The 24934-nt window shown below is 62.8% G+C and carries 19 protein-coding genes; 9 read left to right on the plus strand and 10 right to left on the minus strand.

Translation table 11 applies throughout. From position 1 onward, the window contains the following. Window positions 1-469 precede the first annotated feature (469 nt). The 3 genes from NKI39_RS03535 to NKI39_RS03545 all read left to right on the plus strand — a co-directional run bounded on the left by NKI39_RS03535 (window position 470) and on the right by NKI39_RS03545 (window position 5608). The gene (locus tag NKI39_RS03535; protein ID WP_352830694.1) at window positions 470-1585 is read left to right on the plus strand and encodes a hypothetical protein; all 1116 of its coding nucleotides are present in this window, start codon (window positions 470-472) and stop codon (window positions 1583-1585) included. Window positions 1586-1963: 378 nt separating this feature from the next. Then, a complete protein-coding gene (locus NKI39_RS03540; RefSeq protein ID WP_352830696.1) occupies window positions 1964-3058 on the plus strand; it encodes a branched-chain amino acid ABC transporter substrate-binding protein in 1095 nt (364 codons plus the stop codon). Between the two features lie 81 nt (window positions 3059-3139). Continuing rightward, window positions 3140-5608: an adenylate/guanylate cyclase domain-containing protein gene (locus NKI39_RS03545; RefSeq protein WP_352830924.1), complete on the plus strand. Its 2469-nt coding sequence runs from the start codon at window positions 3140-3142 to the stop codon at window positions 5606-5608. Window positions 5609-5888: 280 nt separating this feature from the next. Here NKI39_RS03545 and nadE read toward each other — a convergent pair whose 3' ends face one another. From nadE to NKI39_RS03585, 8 genes are all read right to left on the minus strand, one after another. Beyond that, window positions 5889-6896 carry an NAD(+) synthase gene (gene nadE / locus NKI39_RS03550; protein ID WP_352470634.1) on the minus strand — a complete coding sequence of 336 codons (1008 nt, stop codon included), beginning with the start codon at window positions 6894-6896 and terminating at the stop codon, window positions 5889-5891. After that, complete coding sequence (locus tag NKI39_RS03555; protein WP_352470635.1) at window positions 6893-8455, minus strand: class I adenylate-forming enzyme family protein; 1563 nt, start codon at window positions 8453-8455, stop codon at window positions 6893-6895. Before NKI39_RS03555 ends, nadE begins: the two co-directional genes overlap by 4 nt. Window positions 8456-8477: 22 nt before the next feature. Then, a complete protein-coding gene (locus tag NKI39_RS03560) occupies window positions 8478-8741 on the minus strand; it encodes an acyl carrier protein (protein ID WP_352470706.1) in 264 nt (87 codons plus the stop codon). Window positions 8742-8760: 19 nt separating this feature from the next. Then, window positions 8761-10698 carry an asparagine synthase (glutamine-hydrolyzing) gene (gene asnB / locus NKI39_RS03565; protein ID WP_352470636.1) on the minus strand — a complete coding sequence of 646 codons (1938 nt, stop codon included), beginning with the start codon at window positions 10696-10698 and terminating at the stop codon, window positions 8761-8763. 185 nt (window positions 10699-10883) lie between these two features. Beyond that, entirely contained in the window at window positions 10884-11855 is a 972-nt protein-coding gene (locus NKI39_RS03570; RefSeq protein ID WP_352470637.1) for an NAD-dependent epimerase/dehydratase family protein, read from the minus strand. A 109-nt stretch (window positions 11856-11964) separates the two neighbouring features. Continuing rightward, window positions 11965-15423: a chromosome segregation protein SMC gene (gene smc, locus NKI39_RS03575; protein ID WP_352830698.1), complete on the minus strand. Its 3459-nt coding sequence runs from the start codon at window positions 15421-15423 to the stop codon at window positions 11965-11967. 117 nt (window positions 15424-15540) lie between these two features. Then, window positions 15541-16266, minus strand: coding sequence for a DsbA family protein (locus tag NKI39_RS03580; protein WP_023674158.1), 726 nt, complete (start codon window positions 16264-16266; stop codon window positions 15541-15543). Between the two features lie 129 nt (window positions 16267-16395). Further along, window positions 16396-16896, minus strand: a complete 501-nt coding sequence (locus tag NKI39_RS03585; RefSeq protein ID WP_023674157.1) for a DUF721 domain-containing protein — start codon at window positions 16894-16896, stop codon at window positions 16396-16398. A 49-nt stretch (window positions 16897-16945) separates the two neighbouring features. Here NKI39_RS03585 and mutY point away from each other — a divergent pair, with 49 nt between their 5' ends. Further along, complete coding sequence (gene mutY / locus NKI39_RS03590; RefSeq protein WP_352830700.1) at window positions 16946-18058, plus strand: A/G-specific adenine glycosylase; 1113 nt, start codon at window positions 16946-16948, stop codon at window positions 18056-18058. An 11-nt stretch (window positions 18059-18069) separates the two neighbouring features. Continuing rightward, complete coding sequence (locus tag NKI39_RS03595) at window positions 18070-18681, plus strand: HAD family hydrolase (protein ID WP_352830701.1); 612 nt, start codon at window positions 18070-18072, stop codon at window positions 18679-18681. Between the two features lie 65 nt (window positions 18682-18746). Here NKI39_RS03595 and NKI39_RS03600 read toward each other — a convergent pair whose 3' ends face one another. Beyond that, complete coding sequence (locus NKI39_RS03600; RefSeq protein ID WP_352470643.1) at window positions 18747-19880, minus strand: site-specific DNA-methyltransferase; 1134 nt, start codon at window positions 19878-19880, stop codon at window positions 18747-18749. Window positions 19881-20060: 180 nt separating this feature from the next. On the opposite strand from NKI39_RS03600, the gene NKI39_RS03605 reads away from it, so the two are divergent. Continuing rightward, window positions 20061-20750: an HAD family hydrolase gene (locus tag NKI39_RS03605; RefSeq protein ID WP_254818468.1), complete on the plus strand. Its 690-nt coding sequence runs from the start codon at window positions 20061-20063 to the stop codon at window positions 20748-20750. 38 nt (window positions 20751-20788) lie between these two features. Here the strand turns inward: NKI39_RS03605 and NKI39_RS03610 are convergent, their stop codons facing one another. Continuing rightward, window positions 20789-21487, minus strand: coding sequence for a hypothetical protein (locus NKI39_RS03610; protein ID WP_352830703.1), 699 nt, complete (start codon window positions 21485-21487; stop codon window positions 20789-20791). Window positions 21488-21615: 128 nt separating this feature from the next. Here NKI39_RS03610 and thrC point away from each other — a divergent pair, with 128 nt between their 5' ends. The 3 genes from thrC to NKI39_RS03625 are packed head-to-tail and all read left to right on the plus strand — an operon-like array spanning window position 21616 to window position 24932. Beyond that, complete coding sequence (gene thrC / locus NKI39_RS03615) at window positions 21616-23013, plus strand: threonine synthase (RefSeq protein WP_352501950.1); 1398 nt, start codon at window positions 21616-21618, stop codon at window positions 23011-23013. A gap of 14 nt (window positions 23014-23027) precedes the next feature. Then, window positions 23028-24320, plus strand: coding sequence for a M16 family metallopeptidase (locus NKI39_RS03620; protein ID WP_352470646.1), 1293 nt, complete (start codon window positions 23028-23030; stop codon window positions 24318-24320). Between the two features lie 15 nt (window positions 24321-24335). Then, on the plus strand, window positions 24336-24932 hold the full coding sequence (locus NKI39_RS03625; protein WP_352470647.1) for a GNAT family N-acetyltransferase: 597 nt from the start codon (window positions 24336-24338) through the stop codon (window positions 24930-24932). Window positions 24933-24934 lie beyond the last annotated feature (2 nt).

Here is a 24934-nt window from a genome sequence, read left to right on the forward strand (position 1 = left end):
ACGAGGCATTCTTGCCGCCCGGCGGTCGGAGCCGGTATTTGTCCTCACCGTATTACGCCCGCGCTCCCAGTCAAGAGCCGCCACGCGAAACTTTGGCCAGCCGAAACGGTTCGGCGCGCAGCACGCAACTCATGCCGCTGGTCGTTTAGAGTCCGCCAGGAACCAAAATTGCTGATGTCCAGCTATGGGGCCCGGACAAACCCGGTTCGCTACCATTCAAAGCAACGACTTTAATATCGGTTTACCTGAATCTGCTAGCAGCAATGACGCCGGTTTTCGTCGGTCAAGCAAAGGGTTCCACCTTGCCGCAGCAATTCAGCACTCCGTTCGGTCACCGGGGCGATGCCAACTGGCCGAGGTTGCACGGCTTCATGGGCGTCGAGTTGGAACGCGCGCCCGATGTTCTCGTGCCTCGCGTCGCCTTGGCCCGGAAGCTCGGTGGATGGGACTTTGGTGGCGGGAGCCGGGCTTGAGCGTCATTCGCGCCTTGCAAGGCGCCGACCTCCCGGCAGTTGCGAACATGTTTCAGCGCGTGCTGTTGAAGGAGAGGACCGAAGCGCCGGCCTCTCTCGTGGAATACATGCAACGGTTTTATCTGGATGCGCCCGGTTGCGCAGACAACCTCCGGTCGCTTGTCCATGTCAACGACGCCGGTCGCGTCTCCGGATTTGTCGGCGTCCACGTCCTGCCGATGACGTTCAACGGCCGACAACTACGCGCGGCCATCTGTAGCTCGCTCATGGTCGAGGACCATGAGCACGACCCGCTGGCCGGCGCCCGCTTGCTGAAAGCTTACCTGGATGGTCCGCAGGACATCTCCTTCAGCGAGACGGCCAACGATATTTCCGTGAAATTGTGGACCCGGCTGCGCGGCGTGGTCCTGCCGCAATACAGCCTTGACTGGGTCCGTGTGATGCGCCCCGCGGCCTTCATGCTCAGCCTTTCCGCCAATCGCATGGCGCTTGCGCGAATGCTCAATCCGCTGGCGCGTGCAGTCGACCGATTTTACTGCAGAAGGATGACGTCCAGCGAACGACGTTGGTCGGGTGTGGCGGTGGACGGGGCAGGCCACGGAGCATTTCGTACATCCGAAATCGACAGCCATGCATTTGCCAGGCTCATCGAACCGTTTACCGCTCAATTCGCCCTGCGGCCTGACTGGACGGAAGATCAACTCGACCACATCCTGACAGATGCGGCACAAAAGCCGGATCTGGGGGAGCTTGTCTACGTTTGTGTGACGTCGCCAGTCGGCACCAATGTCGGCGCTTTCGCCTACTACGCACGGAAGTATGAAATTGGTCGCGTGCTGCAGATCTTCGCCCTCCCCGGCCAGGCGGGCCCGGTGATTGACTGCCTGATCGATCACGCCGCCGCGCGCGGCGTCAGCGGCCTGCGCGGACGTATTCAACCTGCACTTCTGGAGGCGATGCTTGGACGACGCATTGCTTTCCTGACCGTTGCCTCAACGGTGGTACATTCACGCGATCCAGAGCTTTTGGACGCGATGAAGGACTCGCAAGTCTTCCTGAACGGCCTTGCGGGCGAGCAGTGGAGCCGGCTTATCGGGAGCCGCTTCAGCTAGAGCGGGATGCGTTCAAGTTGAAGCGGGCATCCCGCTCTAACTATTTATTTTAGGCGCGTTTCCACTTGGCTGCAGAGTGCTTGGGTCAAAACCCAATCACTCTGAACGACCGAGTTCGACCCTTTGCCGTCATCCAGTTGGGAGCGTCGCATGACGCTCCGTGACCCAATCACGACGCTCACTCCGGTCAGTGGTAACGTCCGGATTTGGCGCGCGATTCCGACCTCAGCGAACGAAGTTATGACACGCCATTCCAGTGTATGCTTGCTTCGCCAAATTGGGTGTGCGCTGCAATAGCAGCCCGAGACAGTCGCGCTTGCCGAAGGGGCTGTCGGCTTTGACGGGATTGGCGTAAGCTACAGTTAAGGGGGTGCACACATGCACCGCATCATCGCCATACTGATCTTGGTTCTCGCGGCCGTGTTCAGCTCCGCACGGGCGGAGGTGCTGATCGGCGTCTCGGCTGCGATGACGGGACGGCTCGCCTGGATCGGCGAGCAGGGACAGCGCGGCGCGGAGATGGCAGTGGCCGACGTCAACACGGCGGGCGGCGTGCTCGGCCAGAAGGTGAGGCTCATCTCGGTCGACGACTTCTGCGATCCCGAGCAAGCTGTGGCGGCCGCCAAGAAGCTGGTGGCTGACGGGGTCGTGCTCGTCGTCGGGCATTATTGCTCCGGGGCCTCGATCCCCGCATCAAAAGTGTACGAGGAGGCGGGCGTCGTTGAGATATCCCCAGGCTCGACCAATCCGCAGCTGACCGAACAGGGCCGTGCCAATGTCTTTCGCACCATTGGCCGCGACGACGCGCAAGGTTTCATCGCCGGCAACTACCTTGCCGATCGCTGGGGCAACAAGAAGATTGCGATCCTCCACGACAACTCGACCTATGGGAAGGGTCTCGCCGACGAGACCAGGAAGCAGCTGCACAAGCGGGGCGTGACTGAGGCCGTTTACGACGCATACATTCCCGGGAAGGACGACTATTCGGCCGAGGTCGCTACGTTGCAGACCGCCGGCGTCTCCGCCTTATATGTGGGTGGGTATCATGCCGAGGTTGCGCTGATTGCTCGCGCTGCACACGACAGTGGCTACACGGTTCAGCTCATATCCGGAGATGCTTTGGCGACCGAGGAATTTGCCCTGATCGCCGGCCCCGCGGCGGAGGGGACCCTCTTCACGTTCCCGGCGGACGCGAGGCGAAGCCCCGAAGCGGCCGCGGTCGTTGAGCAGTTCCGTGCGGAGAATTTCGAACCCGCGGGCTACACGCTGTTGAGCTACTGCGCGGTCCAGGTTTGGGCCCAGGCGGTCTCGAAGGCAGGTTCGCTGGAGCCGAAGGCCGTCATTGCGGCACTGCACGAACAGGAATTCGACACCGTGATCGGCCGGGTCGATTTCGACGACAAGGGCGACCTCACGAAGCAGAGCTGGGTTTGGTACGTCTGGCGCGGCGGAGAGTACGTGCCGGTTGAATAGGGTTCGCTGATCGCCGGCGTGCCGGCTGAGATGTCTAGTCTGATGCAGACCAGTGTGGCCGGACTGTTCCGACTCGCCGAGATGCTTGAACGCCTCGGCATACGTGGCCGGCTGTTGCTCGCCTTTTTCGGGATCAGCGCCCTTGCGGTGCTGGCAACGGCTGCGGCGCTTTATGCCTTCCTCCAGGTTGGCGACGTCGTGGACCGAATTACCACGGATCGAGTGCCGTCGGCGCTCGCCTCCCTCCAGCTGTCGCGCCAGGCCGAACGGGTCGCTGCTGCCGCGCCATCGGTGCTGGCAGCGACAAGCAGGGCTCAGCACAGCGAGGTCTCGGCTGCCGTCGCGCTCGAGATGTCCCGCCTTGAGGCCCTGCGCACGGACCTCCGGGATGCCACGTTGGGCACAGTGCCTTTGGCCGAGATTGAGGAAGCCGCGATTGTTCTGAGGCGCAACCTGAAGGAGCTCGACTCTCTTGTTGTCGCCCGGCTCGACGTGGTCGCCCGCAAGGAGGAGCTCCTGAACCGCCTCGCCGCGACGACAACCGGAAGCCAGCGCCTTGTCGCCACCGGCATCCTAGTGATGGATTCCAGGCTGCCGCAATGGCGGGCGGTCGCGGCCGACACGTCGCTGTCGCCCGATCGACGCGCAGCGGCGATGGCCGACCTGGTCCAGGCGATTGCGGCCTACATCCCCCAGCAGAAGGCGCAGCTGGAGATCTCGGCAGTCAACGACGCGCTGGTGAAGGTCGCGAACGCGCCGACGCCGGGCGACCTGGCGTTGATCCTTTTTCCGCTACGCCGTTCGCTCACTGCTCTTGAAAAGGTTTCCACGGAGATCGACGAAAAGCTGCGGACCCGCTTTCGGCAGCGTGTCGATGAGTTCAAGGGCTTGACCGACGGCGAGGGCAGCATCCCCAAGGCGCGGGAGGACGAGTTTGCTGTCCTGGCACACGGCGAAAGGCTTCTGGCCGAGAACAATCGACTGTCGCGCAATCTCACCGCTGGCGTCGATCGCCTGGTCGCCACGGCAGACCAGGAGATCGCTGCGTCCGGTCGCGAAGCCGCGCTCGTCCAGCGCTACGGCACCGCGGTTGTGCTCGGCTCCGCCTTCCTCAGCCTCCTGAGTTCGGTTCTGGTTGTCTGGCTGTATGTCGACCGCAGCCTCCTCGCCCGACTGGGGGCCGTGAGCCAGGGCATGCTCGCGATTGCGGGGGGCAACCTTCGTGCGCCGCTGCCAGCCGCGGGCAGCGACGAAATCGGGCGCATGGCCGAAGCGCTGAGACTTTTCCGGGATACTGCCGTCGAGGTCGAGGAAAAGAACCTGCGCGACGTTGCGGAAGCTCGTCAGCGGCTCATCGATGCCATCGAAAGCATCTCCGAAGGATTCGCTCTGTACGACGGGGAGGACCGGCTCGTCCTCAGCAACAGCCGCTACCGCGAATTGCTCTACGCCGGTCTGGAGACCGAACTGACGCCCGGCACGATATTCGAGCAAATCATTCGCCGATCCGCTGAGCGCGGCTACATCAGGGACGCCGAGGGGCGGGTCGAGGAGTGGGTCGCCGAGCGCCTCTCGCGGGACCGCAACCCTGGCGAACCTTGGGTGCAGCGGCGAGGCGACGGGCGATGGGTCATGATCAGCGAGCGGCGGATCAGCGCCGGCGGCACGGTCGCCGTCTATTCGGATATCACTGAGCTGAAGCAAAGGGAGGAGAACCTCGCCGAGAAATCCGTGGTTCTGGAGGCGCTTTCCAGCAAGCTGGCGAAGTATCTGGCGCCCCAAGTGTATCGCTCGATATTCACCGGCCGCCAGGAGGTCAGGATCGCCAGCCAGCGGAAGAAACTGACAATATGCTTCTCCGATATCGCGGGCTTTACCGAGACCACTGACAAAATGGAATCCGAGGATCTCACCCAACTCCTCAATCACTATCTGACGGAAATGTCGAAAATTGCTTCGGATCACGGCGCTACGATCGACAAATATGTCGGCGACGCGATCCTGATGTTTTTCGGCGATCCCGAGACTCGCGGCGTCAAGGAGGACGCGCTGGCTTGCGCGCAGATGGCACTTGCAATGCAAAAGCGGATTAGCGAGCTTGCCGAAGTCTGGCGGGACATGGGGATCGAAACACCGCTGCGCTGTCGCATCGGCATCCATACCGACTACTGCACCGTCGGTAACTTCGGCAGCGAGGACCGGATGGACTACACGATAATCGGCGGCGCCGTGAATCTCGCCTCGCGCCTGGAGCAGGAGGCGCCGCCGGGGACAATCCTCATTTCCTACGAGACGTTTGCGCAAGTGAAGGACGCAATCGACTGTGAAGAACTGGGGCAAGTCCAGGTCAAGGGGATCGCCTATCCCGTCGCCACCTACCGCGTCATCGATCTGAAGGCCAATTTGGCGGCCGCTCGTCGTGCTGTTCGGACCGAGCTGCCGCACTTCAGGTTGGAACTTGAACCGGAGCTGATGTCCCCTGACGAGCGTGGCGATGCCGCCAATGCACTTCGAGACGCGCTGGATCGGCTTCGTCACAAGCCTGGGTAGTAGGGCTTGGTCCACAACGACCCCTCCCAATGGACACAAGGAGTGGGATGTGGGACGCCGCTCATTGGCGCTGTCGATGCGAAGGCCGCAGAACGGTCGCGGTCAGTCTTCGAACTCGGGCGGAACGTCGGCATCGGAGCCGAGACTTAACATTCACGGCATCACTGGCATGGGTCCGGATATGGCGCAACGTGCTCGTTCTCGCAGATGAGACGAACGGCAACTTCCCGCCCATCTCGGCCATGACGGCGGCCTGGGACGTGGCCGGTCTCGAAGCAGGTCAGGTACCGAGTTCTTCGACTTCCTCGACGAGTTGCGGACGCATGTGCAGATAACGCGTCGCCTTGCGTTTGGCGATGATATCGGCCCAGACGTGTTCCACTTGTGAGGCGGCCAACCCCGCCGCCTGCCCCACCACCTCAGCCGCCACGCCGTTGTTGAGACCGTAAAGGCAAAGATCCATACGGTCATAGGGAAGCGAGAAGTAGAACTCCTCCTGGGTCTGCGCCAGCGAGTAGGTATCGGTGGTCGGAGGCCGGTTGCGGATTTCTTCCGGAATACCGAGATGGGCCGCAAGCGCATAGACCTGTGTTTTATAGAGGTGGGCAATCGGCTTGACGTCCGCGGCGCCGTCACCGTTCTTCACGAAGAAACCCTGATCGTATTCCAGCCGGTTCGGGGTTCCAAGAACGGCGAAGTTCAGGCGATCCGCATGATAGTATTCAATCTGCTTGCGGGTGCGCTGCTTCATATTGGTAGCGGCGACGACGCCGAGATAGACAGGCAGCGGCATTCTCCGTTTCGTCTGCTTGCCCTCCGGGTCTTGCACCACCAGGGACGAGATATTGTAGCCCCCGCCCTCAAGGGCGTTCGCGATCACGATCTTCGAAGCCCAGCCTTCGCCGTATTCCGGGACCAATTCGCGGATGAAGGCGTCGCGACGCCTGTAGCAGCCCATTGCGCGCAGGATCGGCCCGATATCCTCCGTCACAGCCTCGACACCGAAAGTTTCGGCGACGAGGCGGCCGAGCCGCAGACTTTCAGGATCGGAATCGCTTTCCGGCATGAACAGGCAAAGCACATTCTTGGGGCCAACGGCTCGTACCGCCAACGCGACCGACACGCTCGAATCGATCCCGCCCGAAAGACCGAGCACAAGGCCCCGCTTGCGAAGCCCGCGCAACTGCTGGCGCAAGGCCGTTACGATACGGTCCGTTTCGGTGATCAGGTCGATTGCCAGAGCCTGCGCCAGAAAGGTCCGCGCATCCTCGGTCGGGCGAACATTCATTGCGCGGCCTCCATGGTTTCTGCCGCAAGCCGACGGCTGACCTTGCCGGTATCGGTCTTCGGCAGCTCGCGGCGGAACTCGACGACCTTGGGGACCATGAAGTCCTCAAGGTGGCGTGCACAGTGACGTATGATATCCTTTTCGGTAAGCGCCGGGTCGGACCGTACTATAACTGCGCCGATCGCATGCCCGAGCACGGGATCCGGCACACCGACAACCACCGCTTCCGCGATGCCCGGATGAGCGTGAAGCACGGCTTCCACTTCCTTGGGCGCCACCTTCTCTCCCCGCGACTTTATGATGTCGTCCTTGCGGCCGACGAAATAAAGAAAGCCTTCCTCATCGGCCCTGAAAAGATCGCCGGTGTAGAGAACCTTCTCCCAAGGGTTCGGACCCCGGCGCAGGGCTCGTGCCGTCGCAGCTTCGTTTCGCCAATAACCCTGCATGACGTGCGGCCCGCGAATGACCAGCTCACCCGCTACGCCCGGCGGCACCCGTTGCCCCTCGTCGTCGACGACAAAGGCTTCGGTGTTCGGAATGGCTATTCCGACCGAGCCCGGCCGGCGGTCGAGCTCCTCGGGCGGCAGATAGGTGCAGCGCTTGCATTCCGTCAGGCCATACATCGAATAGAGCCTGACACCGGGGAAAAGGAACCGAAGGCGTTCTATGTGAGGCGGCGGCAAGGCAGCCGCCGTGTTGGAAATATAGCGAAGGCTGGGCAGGAAGCCCGGCGCCAGGTCCCTCAACTGCAGGATCATCGCTGCCATCGTGGGCACGAGCGGAAGCCCGGTGACGCCTTCCTGGCGGATGCGTTCAAAGACCGCCTGGGGAAAAGCGAAGGACTTCTCGAGCACGAGCGTGGCTCCGAGCCTGACGGCCATCAGCAATTGATAGAGGCCGTAGTCGAAAGCGAGGGGCAGAACATTCAAGATGATGTCGTCGGGCGAGTTGCGCAGGTAGTTGGTGATGGAGTCGGCCGCCGCGTCGCAATTGCGGTGCGTCATCATCACACCCTTGGGCCGGCCGGTCGAGCCCGAGGTGTAGATCAACATCGCAAGATCGACGTCAACGCCGCGATGGTCAATCTCCCTGACTTGGACCGTCAAGCACTCCGCCAGGGATGTGGCCCCTGCCGGGCATTGGCTATCGGCAGCAACGGTGGAAGCCACGAAGATGCCGGTCTTGCCGGAGGACGTCTCGCCGGAGGATCCGGACGCCTCGGCGACCACGGGCATCAGTCTTGCTTGCGTGAGGATCGCGGCGGCATCGCAATCGGCGATGATGTAGGCTAGCTTTTCGGCCTTGGTGGATGCGTTGATCGGACTGAAAGTCGCGCCTGCTTTAAGAACTGCGAAAATCGAAACCGCAGCCTCCCAGCAATTGTCCATGAAGATCAGCACCCGGTCGTCGCGCCTGACGCCATTCAAAAAAAGGGCGGCGGCCAAGCGGCTCGAGAGATCGTCCAGCTCTTTGTAGCACAGCCTTTTGTGCTCGGTGATCAATGCCGTTTTGGCTGGATGGGCAGCGGCCTTCGCCGTCAGAAAATGTTCGATCCGCACGGACGCTCCTCACCGATGGCGCCTATGCTGCCAGCGCTTCTGCTTTTGCCTTGACGAAGGCTGAGATACGGTCAATCGAATCCAGATTGGCCGGTACGATGTCGGCATCGACCATCGCTATGCCAAAATCATCCTCTATGAATGCCACTAGCTCCAACACGGCCGTCGAGTCGATGATGCCGTTCTCGATCAGTGATGCGGTGTCTGCAAGCTCGTAGGACGTGTCGCCGAACAGGAAGTTGTCGACGATAAAGGTTTTGACCTTGTCCTTGATTGCTACCATGATTTTTCATTCCCTCGATTTCTCAGGCCGCTCGTGCTTCACCGACCTTTTCGCCGGTGAAAATCTTCTGCCACAGTTGCGCCGACAAAATGCCGACGAAAGCCGCATTGTCGCGGAATCCGGACGCTGGCTGCAAGCGGCATTTCTCGTGCAGGTTCGCCACCGCCTTGGCGTTGAATAGTCCTCCGGAGGCGATACTCGCCTCGCTCAGCGAGTCGCGTACGTAGTCCAATTCTCCGGCTCCCACGAAGGAGCGGGCTTCCGGCGCCCGGTAAGGCTGTTTGGTGCGCTCGCGGATGGCCGTCGGAAGCAGGTGCTTGGCAGCTTTGCGCAATATGTGTTTTTCCACCAGTCCCTTCAGCTTCATCTCCGGCGGAAGTCTTGCCGCAAACTCCACCAAGCGATGGTCAAGGAAGGGGAACCGCCCTTCGATACCGTGCGCCATGGCCATGCGATCGCCCTGGCTGGAGAGGATGTAGCCCGGCAGGAGGAAGCGGGTTTCTAGATATTGCGCCTGATGCAGCGGATGCCACCGGGAAAACGCCTCAGGCAACCGGCTGGCCAGGTCCTCGGCTGCGTCATACCCCTTCAATGTCGCGCGCAGGTCACCGGAAAAGAACATCTTCGCCGCTGATGTGGTCTTGAAACGCGGCCGATGCGAGAACAGCGGATCGTCCAGGGCAGCGCTGCCGGTTCCGAAGAACGCAGCCAGGTACTCCACGGACTGCTGTTGCAGGCCCGGCAGATAGGGATAAAGCTTGCGGAACAGTTGTGGCCTTATGCGCGATGCCGGCTGTCGCGCGCAGAAACGGCGAACCCGCGCTTCCTTGAAGACATCATAGCCGGCAAAGACCTCGTCGGCGCCTTCGCCTGTCAGCACTACTTTCAAACCGGCCTGGCGAACGAGGCCGGACAGTTGATAGAGGGGGGCTGGGGCCGTGCGGATGATCGGCCGCTCGGTAAAGCGGATGACTTCGGGAAACGCACCGGCGATATCGCCGGCACGACACGCAATGGTTCGATGGCGTGTGCCAAGTGCTGACGCCATTTCGGTCTGGAAGGCGCTTTCGTCATGCTCGCCGCTGTCGAACGTCACGGAAAATGTCTGCAGCTTAAGAGGAGTCATGCCGGCCGCGAGTGCCGAAACGAGGGATGAATCGAGCCCGCCCGAAAGGTAAGAACCGACCGGCACGTCGGCGCGCATGCGAAGCCTCACCGCGTCGGTCAACAGGGCCTGCAGTTCCTCGGCCGCGTCGTCCTCATTGGTGATCTTCGATGGCCTATCCGGATACGGGTAGTCTAGGTGCCAATATGGTTTGACCGTGACTTGCCCCTGTGTCGCGATCATCACGCTTGCCGGCTCCAGCTCGTGGATGTTGCGGAAAGCCGTGCGTGGAGCGATCGGCGCCCACAGCGTAAAGATCTGGTCGAGTGCAATTGGATCGATTTCGGCCGAGACGCCGGGTACCGTCAGCAGGGCCTTTATCTCCGACGCAAAGTAGAGCACCCCGTCCTTGCTGGTGTAGAACAGCGGCCGAACACCCATGCGGTCTCTTGCAAGCACCATCCGCCGCCGCCGGTTATCCCAAATCGCGAAGGCGAAATCACCGTTCAGGAGCGACAGACAGTCTTCGCCCATCTCGTCATACAGCTGCAGGAGAACCTCTGTGTCGCTCGACGTGCGGAAGCGTCGGCCCTTGGCCAGCAGCCCTTCGCGCAATTCCACGTAGTTGAAGATCTCGCCGTTGAACGCAACCGTCAAATCGCCGGTTTCGTCGGACATCGGCTGCTGGCCATCACCAATCCCAATCACCGACAGCCGCGCATGCCCAAGTCCAGCCTCGGGCGCTACGAATTTCCCTTGTTCATCCGGCCCGCGATGGGCGATCGCAGACGTCATGCGCGCAAGCAAAGCTTCCGCATCCCGGACTGAACCGAAATAGCCCCCGAATCCGCACATCCACACAGCTCATACTGAACAGCAAGCCACGAAACATAGCGGTCATAAGCGCCTCAAAGGTTAATCGGATACGTTTCAGCGAGCATGTGGTTAACAGGATGTTAGGACAAAATGATGCTTTTTGCGGACCGACTTGCGCCCCACTTCAGATGTCAGCTTGAAGGCATCACGGCGAGCGGTGCAAATCACTGCTTCGAGTACGGCCGGTACCAGTCGACAAACTTCTTCAGCCCGTCCTCTATCGAAACGCTAGGCCTGAAGCCGAAATCCCGCTCCAGCGCGGTCATGTCGGCGTAGGTCTTCTCGACGTCGCTCGCCTGCATCGGCTCGTTGTGGCGGATTGCCTTGACCTTGAGCAGCCTTTCCAGAATGTCGATGAAGTCGCCCAGACGCACCGGCCGGTTGTTGCCGACATTGTAGAGCCTGTTCGGCGGAACGTCAGCCGCCGGCGGCTTGTCGAGCACGGCGACAACCGCCTTCACAACATCGTCTATGTAGGTGAAATCGCGCCACATTTCGCCATTGTTGAAGACCCGGATCGGCTTGCCCTTGAGCATCGCCTGGGTGAACATCCAATAGGCCATGTCGGGACGGCCCCAGGGACCGTAGACCGTGAAAAACCGCAGGCCGGTCTGCGGTATGCCGAACAGATGGGCGTAGGTGTGGCTCATCAACTCATCGGTTTTCTTGGTGGCGGCGTAAAGCGAAACGGGCTTGTCGACCTGATCGGCTTCGCTGAACGGCACGCTGCGGTTGCCGCCATACACCGAGCTCGACGAGGCATAGACCAGATGCTCGAATGCCGGTTCGGCGCGACAGAATTCGAGCACTTCGAGGTGGCCCATGACATTGGAGCGGATATAGAGCCGCGGATTGTCGAGTGAGTGGCGCACGCCCGCCTGCGCGGCAAGGTGCACGATCCTAACGATGCCTTGCCCGGCCAAAGCGGCTGCAAGCGCGCCCTGTTCGGCAATATCGATCTGGTGGAACGAAAAATCCTTATGGGGCAGAAGGCCGGCAAGCCGCCCCTTTTTGAGCGCCAGGTCGTAATAGTCGTTCATGTTGTCGACGCCGACGACCGCTTCTCCCCGGTCGAGCAGATGGTGGCAAACGTGGCTGCCAATGAACCCCGCGGCTCCGGTGACAAGTATAGGCAACAAGCTTCTCCACGCGCATAGCCGGGCCGGCATCTGGAGCGGCAGATCCGGCCCATTTTGTCGTGCTATAGTCGAAAGCCGAGGTGGAGACCACCATTAAGCTGATGCGTCAGCTTGCCTCGCGCATGGCTTCGGCCGCCTGCAGGTCAACCGACACCAGTTGGCTGACGCCTTGCTCGGCCATGGTCACCCCAAACAGCCGGTCCATGCGCGCCATGGTGATCGGGTTGTGTGTGATGATGACGAAGCGCGTTTCGGTGGTTGCGGCCATTTCGTCCATCAGATTGCAGAAACGCTCGACATTGTGGTCGTCGAGCGGCGCGTCGACTTCGTCGAGCACGCAGATCGGCGCCGGGTTGGTCAGGAACACGGCGAAGATCAGCGACATCGCCGTCAACGCCTGCTCGCCGCCGGACAGCAGCGTCATCGTCTGCGGCTTCTTGCCGGGCGGACGCGCCAGGATCTCGAGCCCCGCTTCGAGCGGATCGTCGGACTCGATCAGTTGCAGCTCGGCGGTGCCGCCGCCGAACAGATGCGAAAACAGCCGTTGAAAATGGCCGTTAACCACCTCGAAGGCGGCGAGCAGCCGCTCGCGGCCTTCGCGGTTCAGGCTATGGATCGCCTGTCGCAGCTTCCGGATCGCCTCGATGATGTCGTCGCGCTCGGAGACGATGGTCTCCAGCCGGTCCGACAGTTCCTTCTGCTCCTCCTCGGCGCGCAGATTGACGGCACCGAGCCGTTCGCGTTCGACCTTCAGCCGGTCGAGCTGACGCTCGATCTCGGCCATTTCGGGCATCGGGCTGTCGGGTTCGAGGCCGGTGTGGCGGATCACCAGATGCGGCGGCGTGTTCAGCGTTTCCTGGATGCGCGCCTCGACTTCCAGCCGACGCTCGTCGGCGGCGGTCAGCCGCTCTTCGGCGCGAACGCGGGATTCGCGCGCCTCGGCCAGCGACTGGATGGCAGCAGTCGCAGCCTTGTCCAGCTCGGACTGGCGGTTCTCCGCTTCCTGCAAGCGGTCGCCTGCTGCCTTGCGCAGGCTTTCGGCCTCGGCGAGTTGCGACAGCAGGGCGCGCCGCTTGGCGTCGATCTCGTCGGGGGCGTCGGCCAGTTGCTCGCGCTCGGCCTCGGCCTCCGCCTTGCGTTCGCCGAGCGCCGCGATCTGTGTCGAGGCGTTTTCGGCGCGCTCCACCCAGTTGCGCCGTTCCGCGCCGATGGCATCGAGCCGACGCGCACGTGCCTCGGCCTCCCGCCTCAGGCCCTCGTGAACGGCACGCGCATCGGCAAGGGCGGCGCGGTCGCGGGCGACATTGGCCGCCGACTGCTCGAGCTGCAACTGCAGGTCGCCGAGATCGGGCGCGTCTTGCAGCAGCATTTCCGCCTCGACGAATGCCGCCGCCGTTTCCTCATGGCTGTCGACAATGCGTGCGCGCGCCTCGTCAAGTGCGGCACGCCGGCTCGACAGCTCGCCGCCGGCTTTTTCGGCCTCGGCCAGCGTGTTGCGGGCAGCGTCGAGCCCGTGCTGGGCGTCGCGCCCGGCCTGTCGGGCGTTGCGTTCGGCCTCGCTCGCCTGGGCAAGCGCCTGTTCGGCCTGGGCAAGGGCTTGTTCAGCTTCGCGCAGGGTGCGCGTGGCATGGACTGCTTCGGCATCGAGTTCGGCCAGCCGGTTTTTCTGCGCCAGCCGCTGCGCGGCGGCGGTCGGGGCATCGGCGCTGGCGGTGAAGCCGTCCCAACGCCAGAGCGCGCCTTCGCGGCTGACCAGCCGTTGACCGGGAGCAAGCAGCGTCTGCAGCCGTCTTCCGTCGGCGGCTTCGACAATGCCGATCTGGGCCAGCCTGCGGGCCAGCTGTGCCGGCGCACGCACAACGCTGGCGAAGCTCCTTATGCCTTCGGGCAATGCGGCGTCGGCAGGCTGGATTTCGCTCTGGCCCCAATGCACCGGCGCACTGCGGTCGAGCGGCACGTCGAGATCTTCGCCAAGCGCGGCACCCAGCGCCGTCTCGTAGCCACGCTCGACGCTGATCTGCTCCAGCACCGAGGGAAATAGATCGCCGCTGGCGGCGTTGAGGATCTTGGCCAGCGTGCGGGCCTCGGTTTCGATCCGCGCCAGCTCGGCCTTTGTGTCCTGAACCGGTGGGCGGGCAGCACTTTCGTCTGCACGCGCCTCGGCGACCGCCTGTTCGGCGGCAATGGCGGCTGCCTCGGCCTTTTCGAGCAGCGCCAGCGCCTGATCGACCAGTAGCCGCTTCTCGGCGGGATCGGGCAGGCCGGCGACCCTGGAGACGATCTCCGACAGTTCGCGGTCGACATCGGCAAGCTGGCGGGCAAAGCGGTCGCGGCGCTCAGCGGTGTCGCGCAGCGTCCGTTCGATCTGGTTGCGCGAGGCGGCAGCCTCCGCCCGTTCGGCGGTCAGCGCGGCGAGCCTGGCCTCGCTCGAGGCAAGCGTCGATGCCGTCTGCTCGAAAGCCGCGCGGGTGCTGGCCTCGCGCTCGGCGGCGCCGGCGTTTTCGGCATTGAGCGCGGCTTCTTCGGCGGCGAGGCGTTCGAGGATATCCGCATTATCGCGGACCATGCGCTCCTCGCGGGCAAGGTCGCCATCGAGCTGTTGCAGTCGGCGGTCGAGCTCTGCCTGGCGGGCGCGGATGCGGCCCGCCTCTTCCTCGATCTGCGCCTTGGCGATCGATAGACGCTGGAAGGCGGCGGCGGCAGCGGCTTCCGCATCGCGCAAGTCCGGCAGCCGGTGGGCGTTGATGCCTTGTTCCCTGGCGGCAGCCATCTGGGCGGCGGCACGGTCGCCGACCAGCGCGGTGGCAATCGCCAGCGCTGAACGCGCTTCGCCTTCCTGTGTCTTGGCGAGCGTCCAGCGCAGATGCAGCAGCGTCGCTTCGGCCTTGCGGATGTCGGCCGACAGGTTCTTGAAGCGCGAGGCCTGGCGGGCCTGGCGTTTCAGGCTTTCGATCTGGCTTTCCAGCTCGCCGACGACGTCGTCCAGCCTTTCGAGGTTCTGTTCCGCCGCCTTCAGCCGCAGCTCGGCTTCGTGGCGGCGCGTATGCAGGCCGGAAATTCCGGCCGCCTCTTCCAGCAGCGCGCGGCGCGCCTGTGGCTTTGCCTGGATCAGCTCGCCGATGCGGCCCTGGCCGACCATCGAGGGCGAGCGGGCGCCGGTCGACTGGTCGGCGAACAGCAGCTGAACGTCCTTGGCGCGAGCCTCCTTGCCGTTGATGCGGTAGAGCGAGCCGGCCTCGCGCTCGATGCGGCGCGAGACCTGCAACTCATCGGCGTCGTTGAAGGCGGACGGCGCGGTGCGGTCGCTATTGTCGAGGAACAGCGTGACTTCGGCGGTGTTGCGGGCCGGACGCGTTCCCGAGCCGGAAAAGATGACGTCGTCCATGCCGGACGCACGCATGTTCTTGTAGGAGCTTTCGCCCATAACCCAGCGCAGCGCCTCGACCAGGTTCGACTTGCCGCAGCCGTTCGGCCCGACGACGCCGGTCAGGCCGCGTTCGATGACGAACTCGCCGGGTTCGACGAAGGATTTGAAGCCGAGCAGGCGAAGGCGCGAGAACTTCATTCGCGCCGGCCCATAGCCAAGTTTCGCAACGCTGTTCCGCGGTTTTGCAAGGAGACCCCGCGGCAAGACAAAGAAGTGCGCACGCCGAAGCGACGCCGCTTCGGCGCTGCCGAAACGTCAGAGCAGAGGGTCGATGATGGCCGACATTTCCGCAATCGACATCGCCCCTTTGTAGGTCTTTCCGTTGATGAAAAAGGTCGGTGTGGAATCGACCTTGAATTCGTCGGCGCCACGCTTCTGGACGGATCTCACATCGTCCAGAAGTTTCTGGTCCGTCAAGCAGGCCTCGAAGGACTCCTGTGTAAAACCGGCAAGCTTGGCGATTTGCAGCAATGCGTCCTTGGTATTGTTCACACCAACCCAGTTCGCCTGCTGCCTGAACAGCACGTCGACCATCGGGAAATAGTTGTCCTTGGAGCAGCGCGCCAGCATGAAACCGGCCTCGGCGCTGGGATCGAACGGAAACTCGCGCAGTATGTAACGGGCCTTGCCGGTATCGATATATTTCGTCTTCAGCTCCGGAAAAGTGGTCTCGGCGAAATGCGCGCAATGCGGGCAGGTCATCGATGCATATTCGACGATAGTGACCTTTGCATCGTCCTTGCCGAGCTGCATGTCGGGCAATGCGCCGGGCTTCAGCAGTGCCGCCATATCGACCGTGCCCTGAGCCTCCGGCGCCGCCGCGGCGGCCGGAGCGGCCGGCTTCGCAGGTTCCGGAGCCGCAGGCTTCACATCCTGCGCCTCGGCTTTCTCGCCCGAGTCGCTGCAGGCGGCAAGCAGCGCCACCGCTGGTATTGCGGCCAGCGAAGTCAAAAGGTTTCTGCGGGACAAGGAACGGATCATACGAATCACCTGGCAATAGTTGGATTTTGCAATGCAAAGTCTACAAAAAGCGAGAGTTGGCGCGAATTAAGGCATTACCGCCCCTATTCCAATCGCCAAATCCGGGCATACCATCACGATAGCGCGAGATCACGGTTTCTTTTGACCGAGAATGGTGGCGCCAAGCCGCTCTAGCGAGGCGCGCAGCCCGCCGTCCTCGATCAAACCAACGGTGCCCGACAGCTTCGCTTTCTCGGCCGCAGTCAATGGCCGCAAACTGGGTTTCGGCTTGTCCTTGCCCGCCATTACCGGCTTCTGCACGATCCTGATCCGACCGATCGCATTGAAACCGAGGAAGGCATTGACCCGGTTGATGATCTCGCCGGTCTCGTGCTGCAGATGCAGTGCCGCTACACCCTCGCAGGCAATCACCAGCACCGCCGGTTCGAAAGGATCGTCCTCATGCATGCGGCGCGGCCACTGGATCTTTTCCGGGCGCGAGCGGCCGGCAAGCCGCGGCCCGGCAATTTCTTCCCATGACTGGACCAGTCCGATCGACATACCGGCCCGTTTGCGCAGCACCGGGTCGAGGATCTCGGTTGCGAGATCGCTCACCGGAACGGGATTGCCGAAGGGCCTTTTCCCTGCCATGTGCGTTCTCCAGCTTCAGCACCAATGGATTAGGGCCGACCCTCGATCAATGGCACTGCACGACCAGACCCGCAAGGCCGTATCCGGAGACAATGTCGAGATCGCCTCCCGGCTGCTTGGCTGGTACGACGCGCATCACCGCGACCTGCCCTGGCGCGTTTCGCCGCGCGCGCTGGCGGGCGGGGCGCGGCCCGATCCCTATCTGGTCTGGCTTTCCGAGGTGATGCTGCAGCAAACCACGGTCGAGGCGGTAAAATCCTATTTCCGGGCGTTCGCAGAGAAATGGCCAACGATCCAGGCGCTGGCGGCGGCACCGACCGAAGACGTCATGAAGGCCTGGGCCGGGCTCGGCTATTACTCCCGCGCCCGTAACCTCAAAGCCTGTGCCGATCTCGTCGCGCGGCAAGGCGGCCGCTTTCCGGACAGCGAGTCCGGCTTGAAGGAACTGCCCGGCATCGGCGCCTATACGGCGGCGGCGATCGCAGCGATCGCCTTCGACCGACCAGCCGCGGTCGTCGACGGCAATGTCGAACGGGTCGTCTCTCGGCTGTTTTCGATCGCCACGCCGCGGGGCGAAGCCAAGGGCGAGATACGCGGCCAGGTCGAACGCATGGTTCCCCCGACAAGGCCCGGCGACTTCGCGCAGGCGATGATGGACCTGGGCGCGACGATCTGCACGCCGCGCCGGCCCCGCTGCATGCTGTGCCCCGTTCGCGAGGGCTGCAGCGCCACGACCTCGGGCGACCCCGAACGCTTTCCGGTCCGCCTGCCCAAGGCCGAAAGACCCTTACGCCGCGGTGCCGCCTTCGTTGCCGTCAGGCGCGACGGCGCCATCCTTCTGCGCAAGCGCGCGGACAAAGGCCTGCTCGGCGGCATGACTGAGGTGCCGACGACCGGCTGGACGGCGCGCATAGACGGCGCCACCACGGAAGCGGCAGCCCCCTTCCCCGGCAACTGGCGGCAGGCCGGACGCATCGGCCATGTCTTCACCCATTTTGCGCTTGAACTCGACGTGTTCAAGGCGGACACCGACAGTGCCGCCCCGGTCGGGCATTTCTGGTCGCTGGCCCATGAAATTTCCGGGGAAGCGCTGCCGAGCGTCGTGAAAAAGGTAATCGAAGCGGCGATACCGGGCGCGACGAAAAAGCAGCGGCCGCGTTGAAAGAGAGAAGAATGACTGAAATCCGCCACATCGTTTTCGATATCGGCAAAGTGCTGATCCACTATGATCCGGACCTGCCCTTCAGTCGCTTGATCCCCGATCCCGACGAACGGAAATGGTTCTTCGACAATGTCTGCACGCATGATTGGAACATCGAGCAGGATCGCGGCCGCAGTTGGGAAGAGGCCGAAGCGCTGGCGATCGCGCAATATCCCGAGCACGCCGAAAATATCCGCAATTTCCGCCGGCACTGGCACGAGATGGTGCCTCACGCCTATGAGGACAGCGTCGCCATCATGATCGGCCTAATCGACAGCGGCCATGACGTGACGATGCTCACCAATTTCGCTGCAGATACGCTCGCCGAGGCCCGCGAGCGCTTCGATTTCCTCAATCGGCCGCGCGGCGTCACCGTTTCCGGCGACATCCGCCAGATCAAGCCGGATCGCGCCATCTATGACCACCACGTCGCCGCGTTCAGCCTCGAGCCGTCAGCGACGCTGTTCATCGACGACAGCCAGAAGAACGTCGACGGCGCCAAGGCGGCGGGCTGGCAGTCGGTGCTGTTCACCGATGCAAAGACGCTCAGGGCGGACCTTGAGAGTCTTGGGATCAAAATGTGATTTGAATCGGTTCCAGGAGTTGGTTGAGCCTTCGCATTAACCGATCTGCCGCAACTCGGAAGCCGTCAGGCGCCCGCCCGCTCCATGCCTAGCCGAGCAATGCGGCGAAGCTCGTCGATCGGGGTCAGGCCGCCGCTGCGCTCATAATGCCAGAAGGTCCATCCGTTGCAGGCGTCCAGCCCCTGCACCTCGGCGCCGATCTTGTGGATCGACCCGGCACTGTCGCCGATGGCCAGCGTGCCGTCGGCGCGCACTTTTGCCGCCCAGCGCTTCTTGGCGTCGTAGAGCGTGGCGCCTGGCGCCACCAGGCCATTGTCGAGAAGGGTGACGAAGGCGACGCGCGGCTCGGCGCGCTTGCCGGTCAGTACCGTCAAATTGGCGCCTTCCAGCGGCCGGACCGCATCGATACGTTCCATGGCGGCATCGATATAGGTTTGTTCGCGCTCAATGCCGACGAAGTGGCGGCCAAGCCGCTTGGCCACAGCCCCGGTGGTGCCTGAACCGAAGAACGGGTCGAGCACGATGTCGCCCGGCCTGGTCGATGCCGTCATGACGCGGGCAAGCAACGCTTCCGGCTTCTGCGTCGGATGCAATTTGTCGCCATTGTCGTTCTTCAGGCGCTCGCCGCCGGTGCAGATCGGAAACAGCCAGTCCGAGCGCATCTGGACGTCGTCGTTCGACGCCTTCAGCGCCTCGTAGTTGAATGTGTAACCCTTGCCCTTCTGGTCGCGCGATGCCCAGATCATCGTCTCATGCGCGTTCTGGAAACGGCGGCCACGGAAATTCGGCATTGGATTGGTCTTGCGCCAGACGACGTCGTTGAGGATCCAGAAGCCCAGGTCCTGCATCTTGGCCCCGACCCTGAAAATATTGTGGTAGGAGCCGATAACCCAGATCGTGCCGTTGGGCTTCAACACACGGCGCGCCGCCAGCAGCCAGGCGCGGGTGAAGGCGTCGTAGGCCTCAAAACTGTCGAACTGGTCCCAATGGTCGTCGACGGCATCGACCTTGGATTGATCGGGCCGGTGCAGATCGCCATCGAGCTGCAAATTATAGGGCGGATCGGCGAAGATCACGTCGATCGACTTTTCCGGCAGCCGTTCGAGCGCGGCGACGCAGTCGCCCTTCAGGATCGTATCCAGCCACTCGGATTGCTGGGGAACATCGGAAAGCTCGTCGAGAAGACGCACGGCAGACATTGTGACACCCAAGGCACGCGTTACTGTTTACTGTCCGTTATGGTTACCGATCAGCGTAAATATTCAGTGAAGCAGCCCGCCGAATTTGCGAAGCCCGGCCTGTTGGTGTATGCCGCGCCGCCTGAGCCGTTTGGACCAAAAAGCCCTCGGCATTCCCTTCATCCCGCTTTCCGGATCACCATGCCCCAGCCAGACCTTGTCATCTTCGATTGCGACGGCGTGCTCGTCGATTCCGAAATCATCGCCGCGCGGATCGATGCCGAGCTGTTGACCTCGGCCGGCTACGAGATATCGGCCGAGGAGATTTCCGAGGTCTATGCCGGGTTGACTTTCAAGGACATCATGATGCGGGTCGAGGAAAAGTCCCGGATCCCGTTCCAGGCCTCGCTGATCGACAAGGAGGAACAGCTGGTCGATCGTAGGCTGCGCAGCGACGTGCGTGCCATCGACGGGGCGCACGAGGCTGTCGCCGCGGTAGCAGTGCCGCGCTGCGTCTGTTCGAATTCGCGCTCGGAGCGGATCGAATTCATGCTGGAGAAGGTGCAGCTTTTGCCGTTCTTTGCCGGCCGTATCTTTTCCTCGCTGGAAACTCCGACCGGGAAAACCAAGCCGGCGCCGGACGTGTTTCGGTTCGCCGCGGAAAAGCTCAAGGCCGATCCTGCGAACACCTTTGTCATCGAGGATTCGGTGCATGGCGTCACCGGCGCCAAGACGGCGGGAATGCGCGTCATCGGCTTCACCGGCGCGGCGCACAGCTATCCCGGCCACGCCGATGCGCTGACCGAGGCCGGCGCGGAAACGGTCATCCGCCGCTGGGCGGAGCTGAAAAGCGTGATCGCCGCGCTGTCGGAATGGTCGGCGGACGCCTGAGAGGCCGCCTCCAACCGCCGTGGCACGAATGCAGCGGCTTAGTTGGTCGCGGCGGCTTTCTTCTTCCTCGGCTTGTCTGTCGCTACTTTCGGAGCGCCCTCGTCATACCCGGCATATGCCTGGTAGTCCTTCGCCGTCGGCTCCGGAACGACGACGTTGGAATCGGTGAAGACGAACTGCGTGGCACTCGAAGGATCGGTAACCTGGACCTGATAGGAGTGAAGCTGCGAATAGAGAACTTCGGTGCCGTGCATCACCGCGATGCGGATCGGCATGGTGATGGTCCCGGGGGTGAACATCGGGCCAGGCACGACCTTGCCGGCGACGGCTATCTTCATCGACAAGGAGCCGTTGGCGCGGCTGCAGTCGCGGGTCACATCGGTGATCGAAGCCTGATAGATGATCTTGGCGGAATCGTCCGGCTGATCGACGCCTGCCGCGTCCACTGCCGGCTGGGCGGCTTCCTCGGCGGCAACATCGGGTTTTTTCTTCGGCTTCGGACCGCTCTTGGCGTAGGTATTGAAGAAGGCGGTGCCGTCACGCAACGTCACTTTCGGGCAATAGGCCTGCAACTGGCTGGAAAGCACCTTTGGATCGGGTGGCGGTGGCGGCGTCGCATCCTTTTTGCCGAAGCCGAGAATTCCATTGTCGCTCGATTGGCAACCTGCGGCGGCAAGCATAAAGCCGGTGAGCGCCACACCCGCGACAAAACGACCGTTGAATGAATGAAACGCCATGAACTGCACTTCCCTCTCGCAAAGCCGGTGACGTATATCAACCGCGCGGCAAAAATGCGACTGATCCAGCGCAGAAATCCACCACCTCGCGGCGGGCGAAAATTCCCGGCAGCAATGGAAACGTGACGATGCAATATGTGAGTACCCGCGGGGAAGCGCCCGCGCTTGGATTTTCCGACGCGGTGCTGGCCGGACTGGCGCGCGACGGCGGGCTCTACCTGCCGAGCGCCTGGCCGCATTTTTCCGCAGCCGAGATCCGCGCCATGCGCGGCCTTGCCTATCCCGATCTTGCCATCCGCGTGCTGTCGCCGTTCCTCGGCGGCGAGATCGCGGCGCCGGTGTTCGAACGGCTGGTGCGCGAAGCCTATGCAACCTTCCGCCATGAGGCCGTCTGCCCGCTGGTGCAGACCGGGCCGAACAGCTTCGTGCTCGAGCTCTTCCACGGCCCGACGCTCGCTTTCAAGGACGTGGCGATGCAGCTTCTTGCACGGCTGATGGACCATGTGCTGGCCGAGCGTGACCAGCGCGCCACCATTGTCGGCGCCACCTCCGGCGACACCGGAGGGGCCGCCATCGATGCCTTTGCCGGGCGCAACCGCACCGACATCTTCGTGCTTTTCCCGCACGGCCGCGTCTCGCCGGTACAGCAGCGGCAGATGACGACCTCGACCGCCGCAAACGTCCATGCGTTGGCGATCGAAGGCAATTTCGACGACTGCCAGAGCCTGGTAAAGGACATGTTCAACGACCACGGTTTTCGTGACCGGGTATCGCTGTCCGGCGTCAACTCGATCAACTGGGCCCGCATCATGGCCCAGATCGTCTATTATTTCTCCTCCGCGCTGTCGCTCGGCGCGCCCGACAGGCCGGTTTCCTTCACCGTGCCGACCGGCAATTTCGGCGACATCTTCGCCGGCTATGCCGCCAAGAAGATGGGGCTGCCGATCGAACGGCTGATCATCGCCACCAACGACAACGATATTCTGGCGCGCACGCTGGCAACCGGCGAATACCGCATGAAGGGGGTCTTTTCGACCACGTCCCCCTCGATGGACATCCAGGTGTCTTCGAACTTCGAACGCTTGCTGTTCGAAGCGTCCGGCCGCGATGCCTCGGCCGTGCGGCGCTACATGAACGGGCTCAAGCAGTCCGGCGCCTTCACCATCGAGGCCGGCGAAATCGCCAAGATCCGGTCCGAATTCGACGCCGGCCGCGCCACCATGGACGAGGTCGCCGCCACCATCCGCACCACACTTGCGGCGAGCGGCTATCTGCTCGACCCGCATACCGCCGCGGCCGTGCATGTGGCCGCCGGCAAGGCTGCGGGTGAGGTGCCGATGGTGGTGCTGGGCACTGCGCACCCGGCAAAGTTTCCCGCCGCCGTCGAAGCCGCCAGCGGCGTGTCGCCTGCCCTGCCTGCATGGCTAGGCGGGTTGATGAGTGCCGAGGAAAAATACACGGTACTTCCATCCGACCTGAAAATGGTGGAAGATTATGTCGGCCGCCACACGCGGGCGGCGCGTTAGGGAGTAATTGCCATATGGGTGTTGAGGTAAGCCGTCTGTCGAACGGCCTGACAGTCGCCACCGAAACCCTTCCAAGCCTCGAATCTGTTGCCCTTGGCGCCTGGGTCAAGTCGGGCGCACGCAACGAGCGTGACGAAGAGCACGGAATGGCGCACTTGCTCGAGCACATGGCTTTCAAGGGCACCAGTCGGCGAAGCGCCTTCGAGATCGCCTCGGAGATCGAGGACGTCGGCGGCGAGATCAATGCCGCCACCAGCGTCGAGACGACCTCCTATTATGCAAGGGTTCTGAGCGACGACGTGCCGCTGGCCGTCGATATCCTTTCCGACATCCTGCAGGAATCCGAATTCGATCCGCAGGAGTTGGAACGAGAGCAGCATGTGATTCTGCAGGAGATCGGCGCCGCGCACGATACGCCCGACGACGTCGTTTTCGATCACTTTACCGAGACCGCCTTCCGCCACCAGACTATCGGCCGCTCGATTCTTGGCACGCCGGAAACCGTCAAATCCTTCACTTCGAAGCAGCTGCACGACTTCATCGAACGACAGTACGGCGCCGAGAACATGGTGATGGTGGCGGCCGGCGATATCAAGCACGACGATTTCGTGCGGGAGGTCGAAAAGCGTCTCGGCAGCTTCCGCGGCAAGGCCGACGGCACCATCCCGCAATATGCGCAGTATGTCGGCGGCGATTTTCGCGAGGACCGCGACCTGATGGACGCGCAGATCGTGCTGGGTTTCGAGGGCCGCGCCTATCACGTCCGCGATTTCTACGCCTCCCAGGTCCTGTCGATGATCCTGGGCGGCGGCATGTCGTCGCGGCTTTTCCAGGAAGTCCGCGAGAAACGCGGCCTGTGCTATTCGGTCTACGCCTTCCATTGGGGTTTTTCCGACACGGGCGTCTTCGGGGTCCATGCGGCGACCGGACAAAGCGATATTGCCGAGCTGGTGCCTGTGATCATCGACGAGCTGCAAAAGGCCGGTGAAAACATCCTGCAGGAGGAGCTCGACCGGGCGCGTGCGCAGTACCGCGCCGGGCTGATCATGTCGGCCGAGAGCCCGGCCAGCCGCGCCTCGCAGATCGCCAGGCAGTTGCTTCTGTTCGGCAGGCCGATAGCCAAGGAAGAGTTGATGGAGCGGCTGTCGGCGCTGACGGTCGAGCGGCTGACGGACCTGTCGTCGCGGCTTTTTTCGACCAAGCCGACGCTTACAGCCGTCGGGCCGGTGGGTACGCTCGCGCCCTATGAGGCGATCCTCGATTCGCTTTCGGGCACGCAGACCACTGCCCGCAAGCTCGCCGTCTAAGCCTACTCGAGCGTCGTGTTCGCGCTCCCTTTCTTTCGCCGCGACCTGCCGGCACTGAAGGGCGAGCTTGTCACGCTGCGCGTACCGCTGACCAACGACTATCGCGAGTGGTCGGTGCTGCGCAGTGAAAGCCGCGCCTTCCTTGAGCCGTGGGAGCCGCGATGGACCCCTGACGAACTCGACCGCACGGCGTGGCGGCATCGTATCGGGCGCTACCGCGAGGACTACGCGCAGGGGACGGCGATCGCCTTCTTCATCTTCGAGAAAAGCAGCGGCAAGCTGGCCGGCGGTATCACCCTCGGCAATATCCGCCACGGGGTCGCCCAAAGCGGCCATATCGGCTACTGGATCGGCGAGCGCTTCAGCGGACGCGGCCTGATGACCGATGCCGTAAGAGTGGTGACGCGTTTCGCCTTCGAAACGCTGCGATTGCACCGGATCGAAGCTGCCTGTATTCCCGACAACGCCCGGTCGATCCGCGTGCTTGAAAAAGCCGGATTCCGGCGCGAAGGACTGCTACGATCCTATCTCAGGATCAACGGCATCTGGCAGGACCATTACCTATACGCCCGAATCGCGGACGATCCGCCGGGCGTTGGAACAAAGGGCTGATT

It is taken from the genome of Mesorhizobium sp. M0664 (assembly GCF_040320565.1).
Taxonomy (GTDB): domain Bacteria; phylum Pseudomonadota; class Alphaproteobacteria; order Rhizobiales; family Rhizobiaceae; genus Mesorhizobium.

Excerpts from the sequence above, each read along its gene's own strand:
- asnB (WP_352470636.1), bottom strand. The coding sequence starts at position 10,698 with ATGTGCGGATTCGGGGGCTATTTCGGTTCAGTCCGGGATGCGGAAGCT.
- NKI39_RS03620 (WP_352470646.1), top strand. The coding sequence starts at position 23,028 with ATGGGTGTTGAGGTAAGCCGTCTGTCGAACGGCCTGACAGTCGCCACC.
- nadE (WP_352470634.1), bottom strand. The coding sequence starts at position 6,896 with ATGAATGTTCGCCCGACCGAGGATGCGCGGACCTTTCTGGCGCAGGCT.
- NKI39_RS03595 (WP_352830701.1), top strand. The coding sequence starts at position 18,070 with ATGACTGAAATCCGCCACATCGTTTTCGATATCGGCAAAGTGCTGATC.
- thrC (WP_352501950.1), top strand. The coding sequence starts at position 21,616 with ATGCAATATGTGAGTACCCGCGGGGAAGCGCCCGCGCTTGGATTTTCC.
- NKI39_RS03600 (WP_352470643.1), bottom strand. The coding sequence starts at position 19,880 with ATGTCTGCCGTGCGTCTTCTCGACGAGCTTTCCGATGTTCCCCAGCAA.
- NKI39_RS03605 (WP_254818468.1), top strand. The coding sequence starts at position 20,061 with ATGCCCCAGCCAGACCTTGTCATCTTCGATTGCGACGGCGTGCTCGTC.
- NKI39_RS03610 (WP_352830703.1), bottom strand. The coding sequence starts at position 21,487 with ATGGCGTTTCATTCATTCAACGGTCGTTTTGTCGCGGGTGTGGCGCTC.
- NKI39_RS03540 (WP_352830696.1), top strand. The coding sequence starts at position 1,964 with ATGCACCGCATCATCGCCATACTGATCTTGGTTCTCGCGGCCGTGTTC.
- NKI39_RS03580 (WP_023674158.1), bottom strand. The coding sequence starts at position 16,266 with ATGATCCGTTCCTTGTCCCGCAGAAACCTTTTGACTTCGCTGGCCGCA.
- mutY (WP_352830700.1), top strand. The coding sequence starts at position 16,946 with ATGGCACTGCACGACCAGACCCGCAAGGCCGTATCCGGAGACAATGTC.
- smc (WP_352830698.1), bottom strand. The coding sequence starts at position 15,423 with ATGAAGTTCTCGCGCCTTCGCCTGCTCGGCTTCAAATCCTTCGTCGAA.
- NKI39_RS03585 (WP_023674157.1), bottom strand. The coding sequence starts at position 16,896 with ATGGCAGGGAAAAGGCCCTTCGGCAATCCCGTTCCGGTGAGCGATCTC.
- NKI39_RS03545 (WP_352830924.1), top strand. The coding sequence starts at position 3,140 with ATGCTTGAACGCCTCGGCATACGTGGCCGGCTGTTGCTCGCCTTTTTC.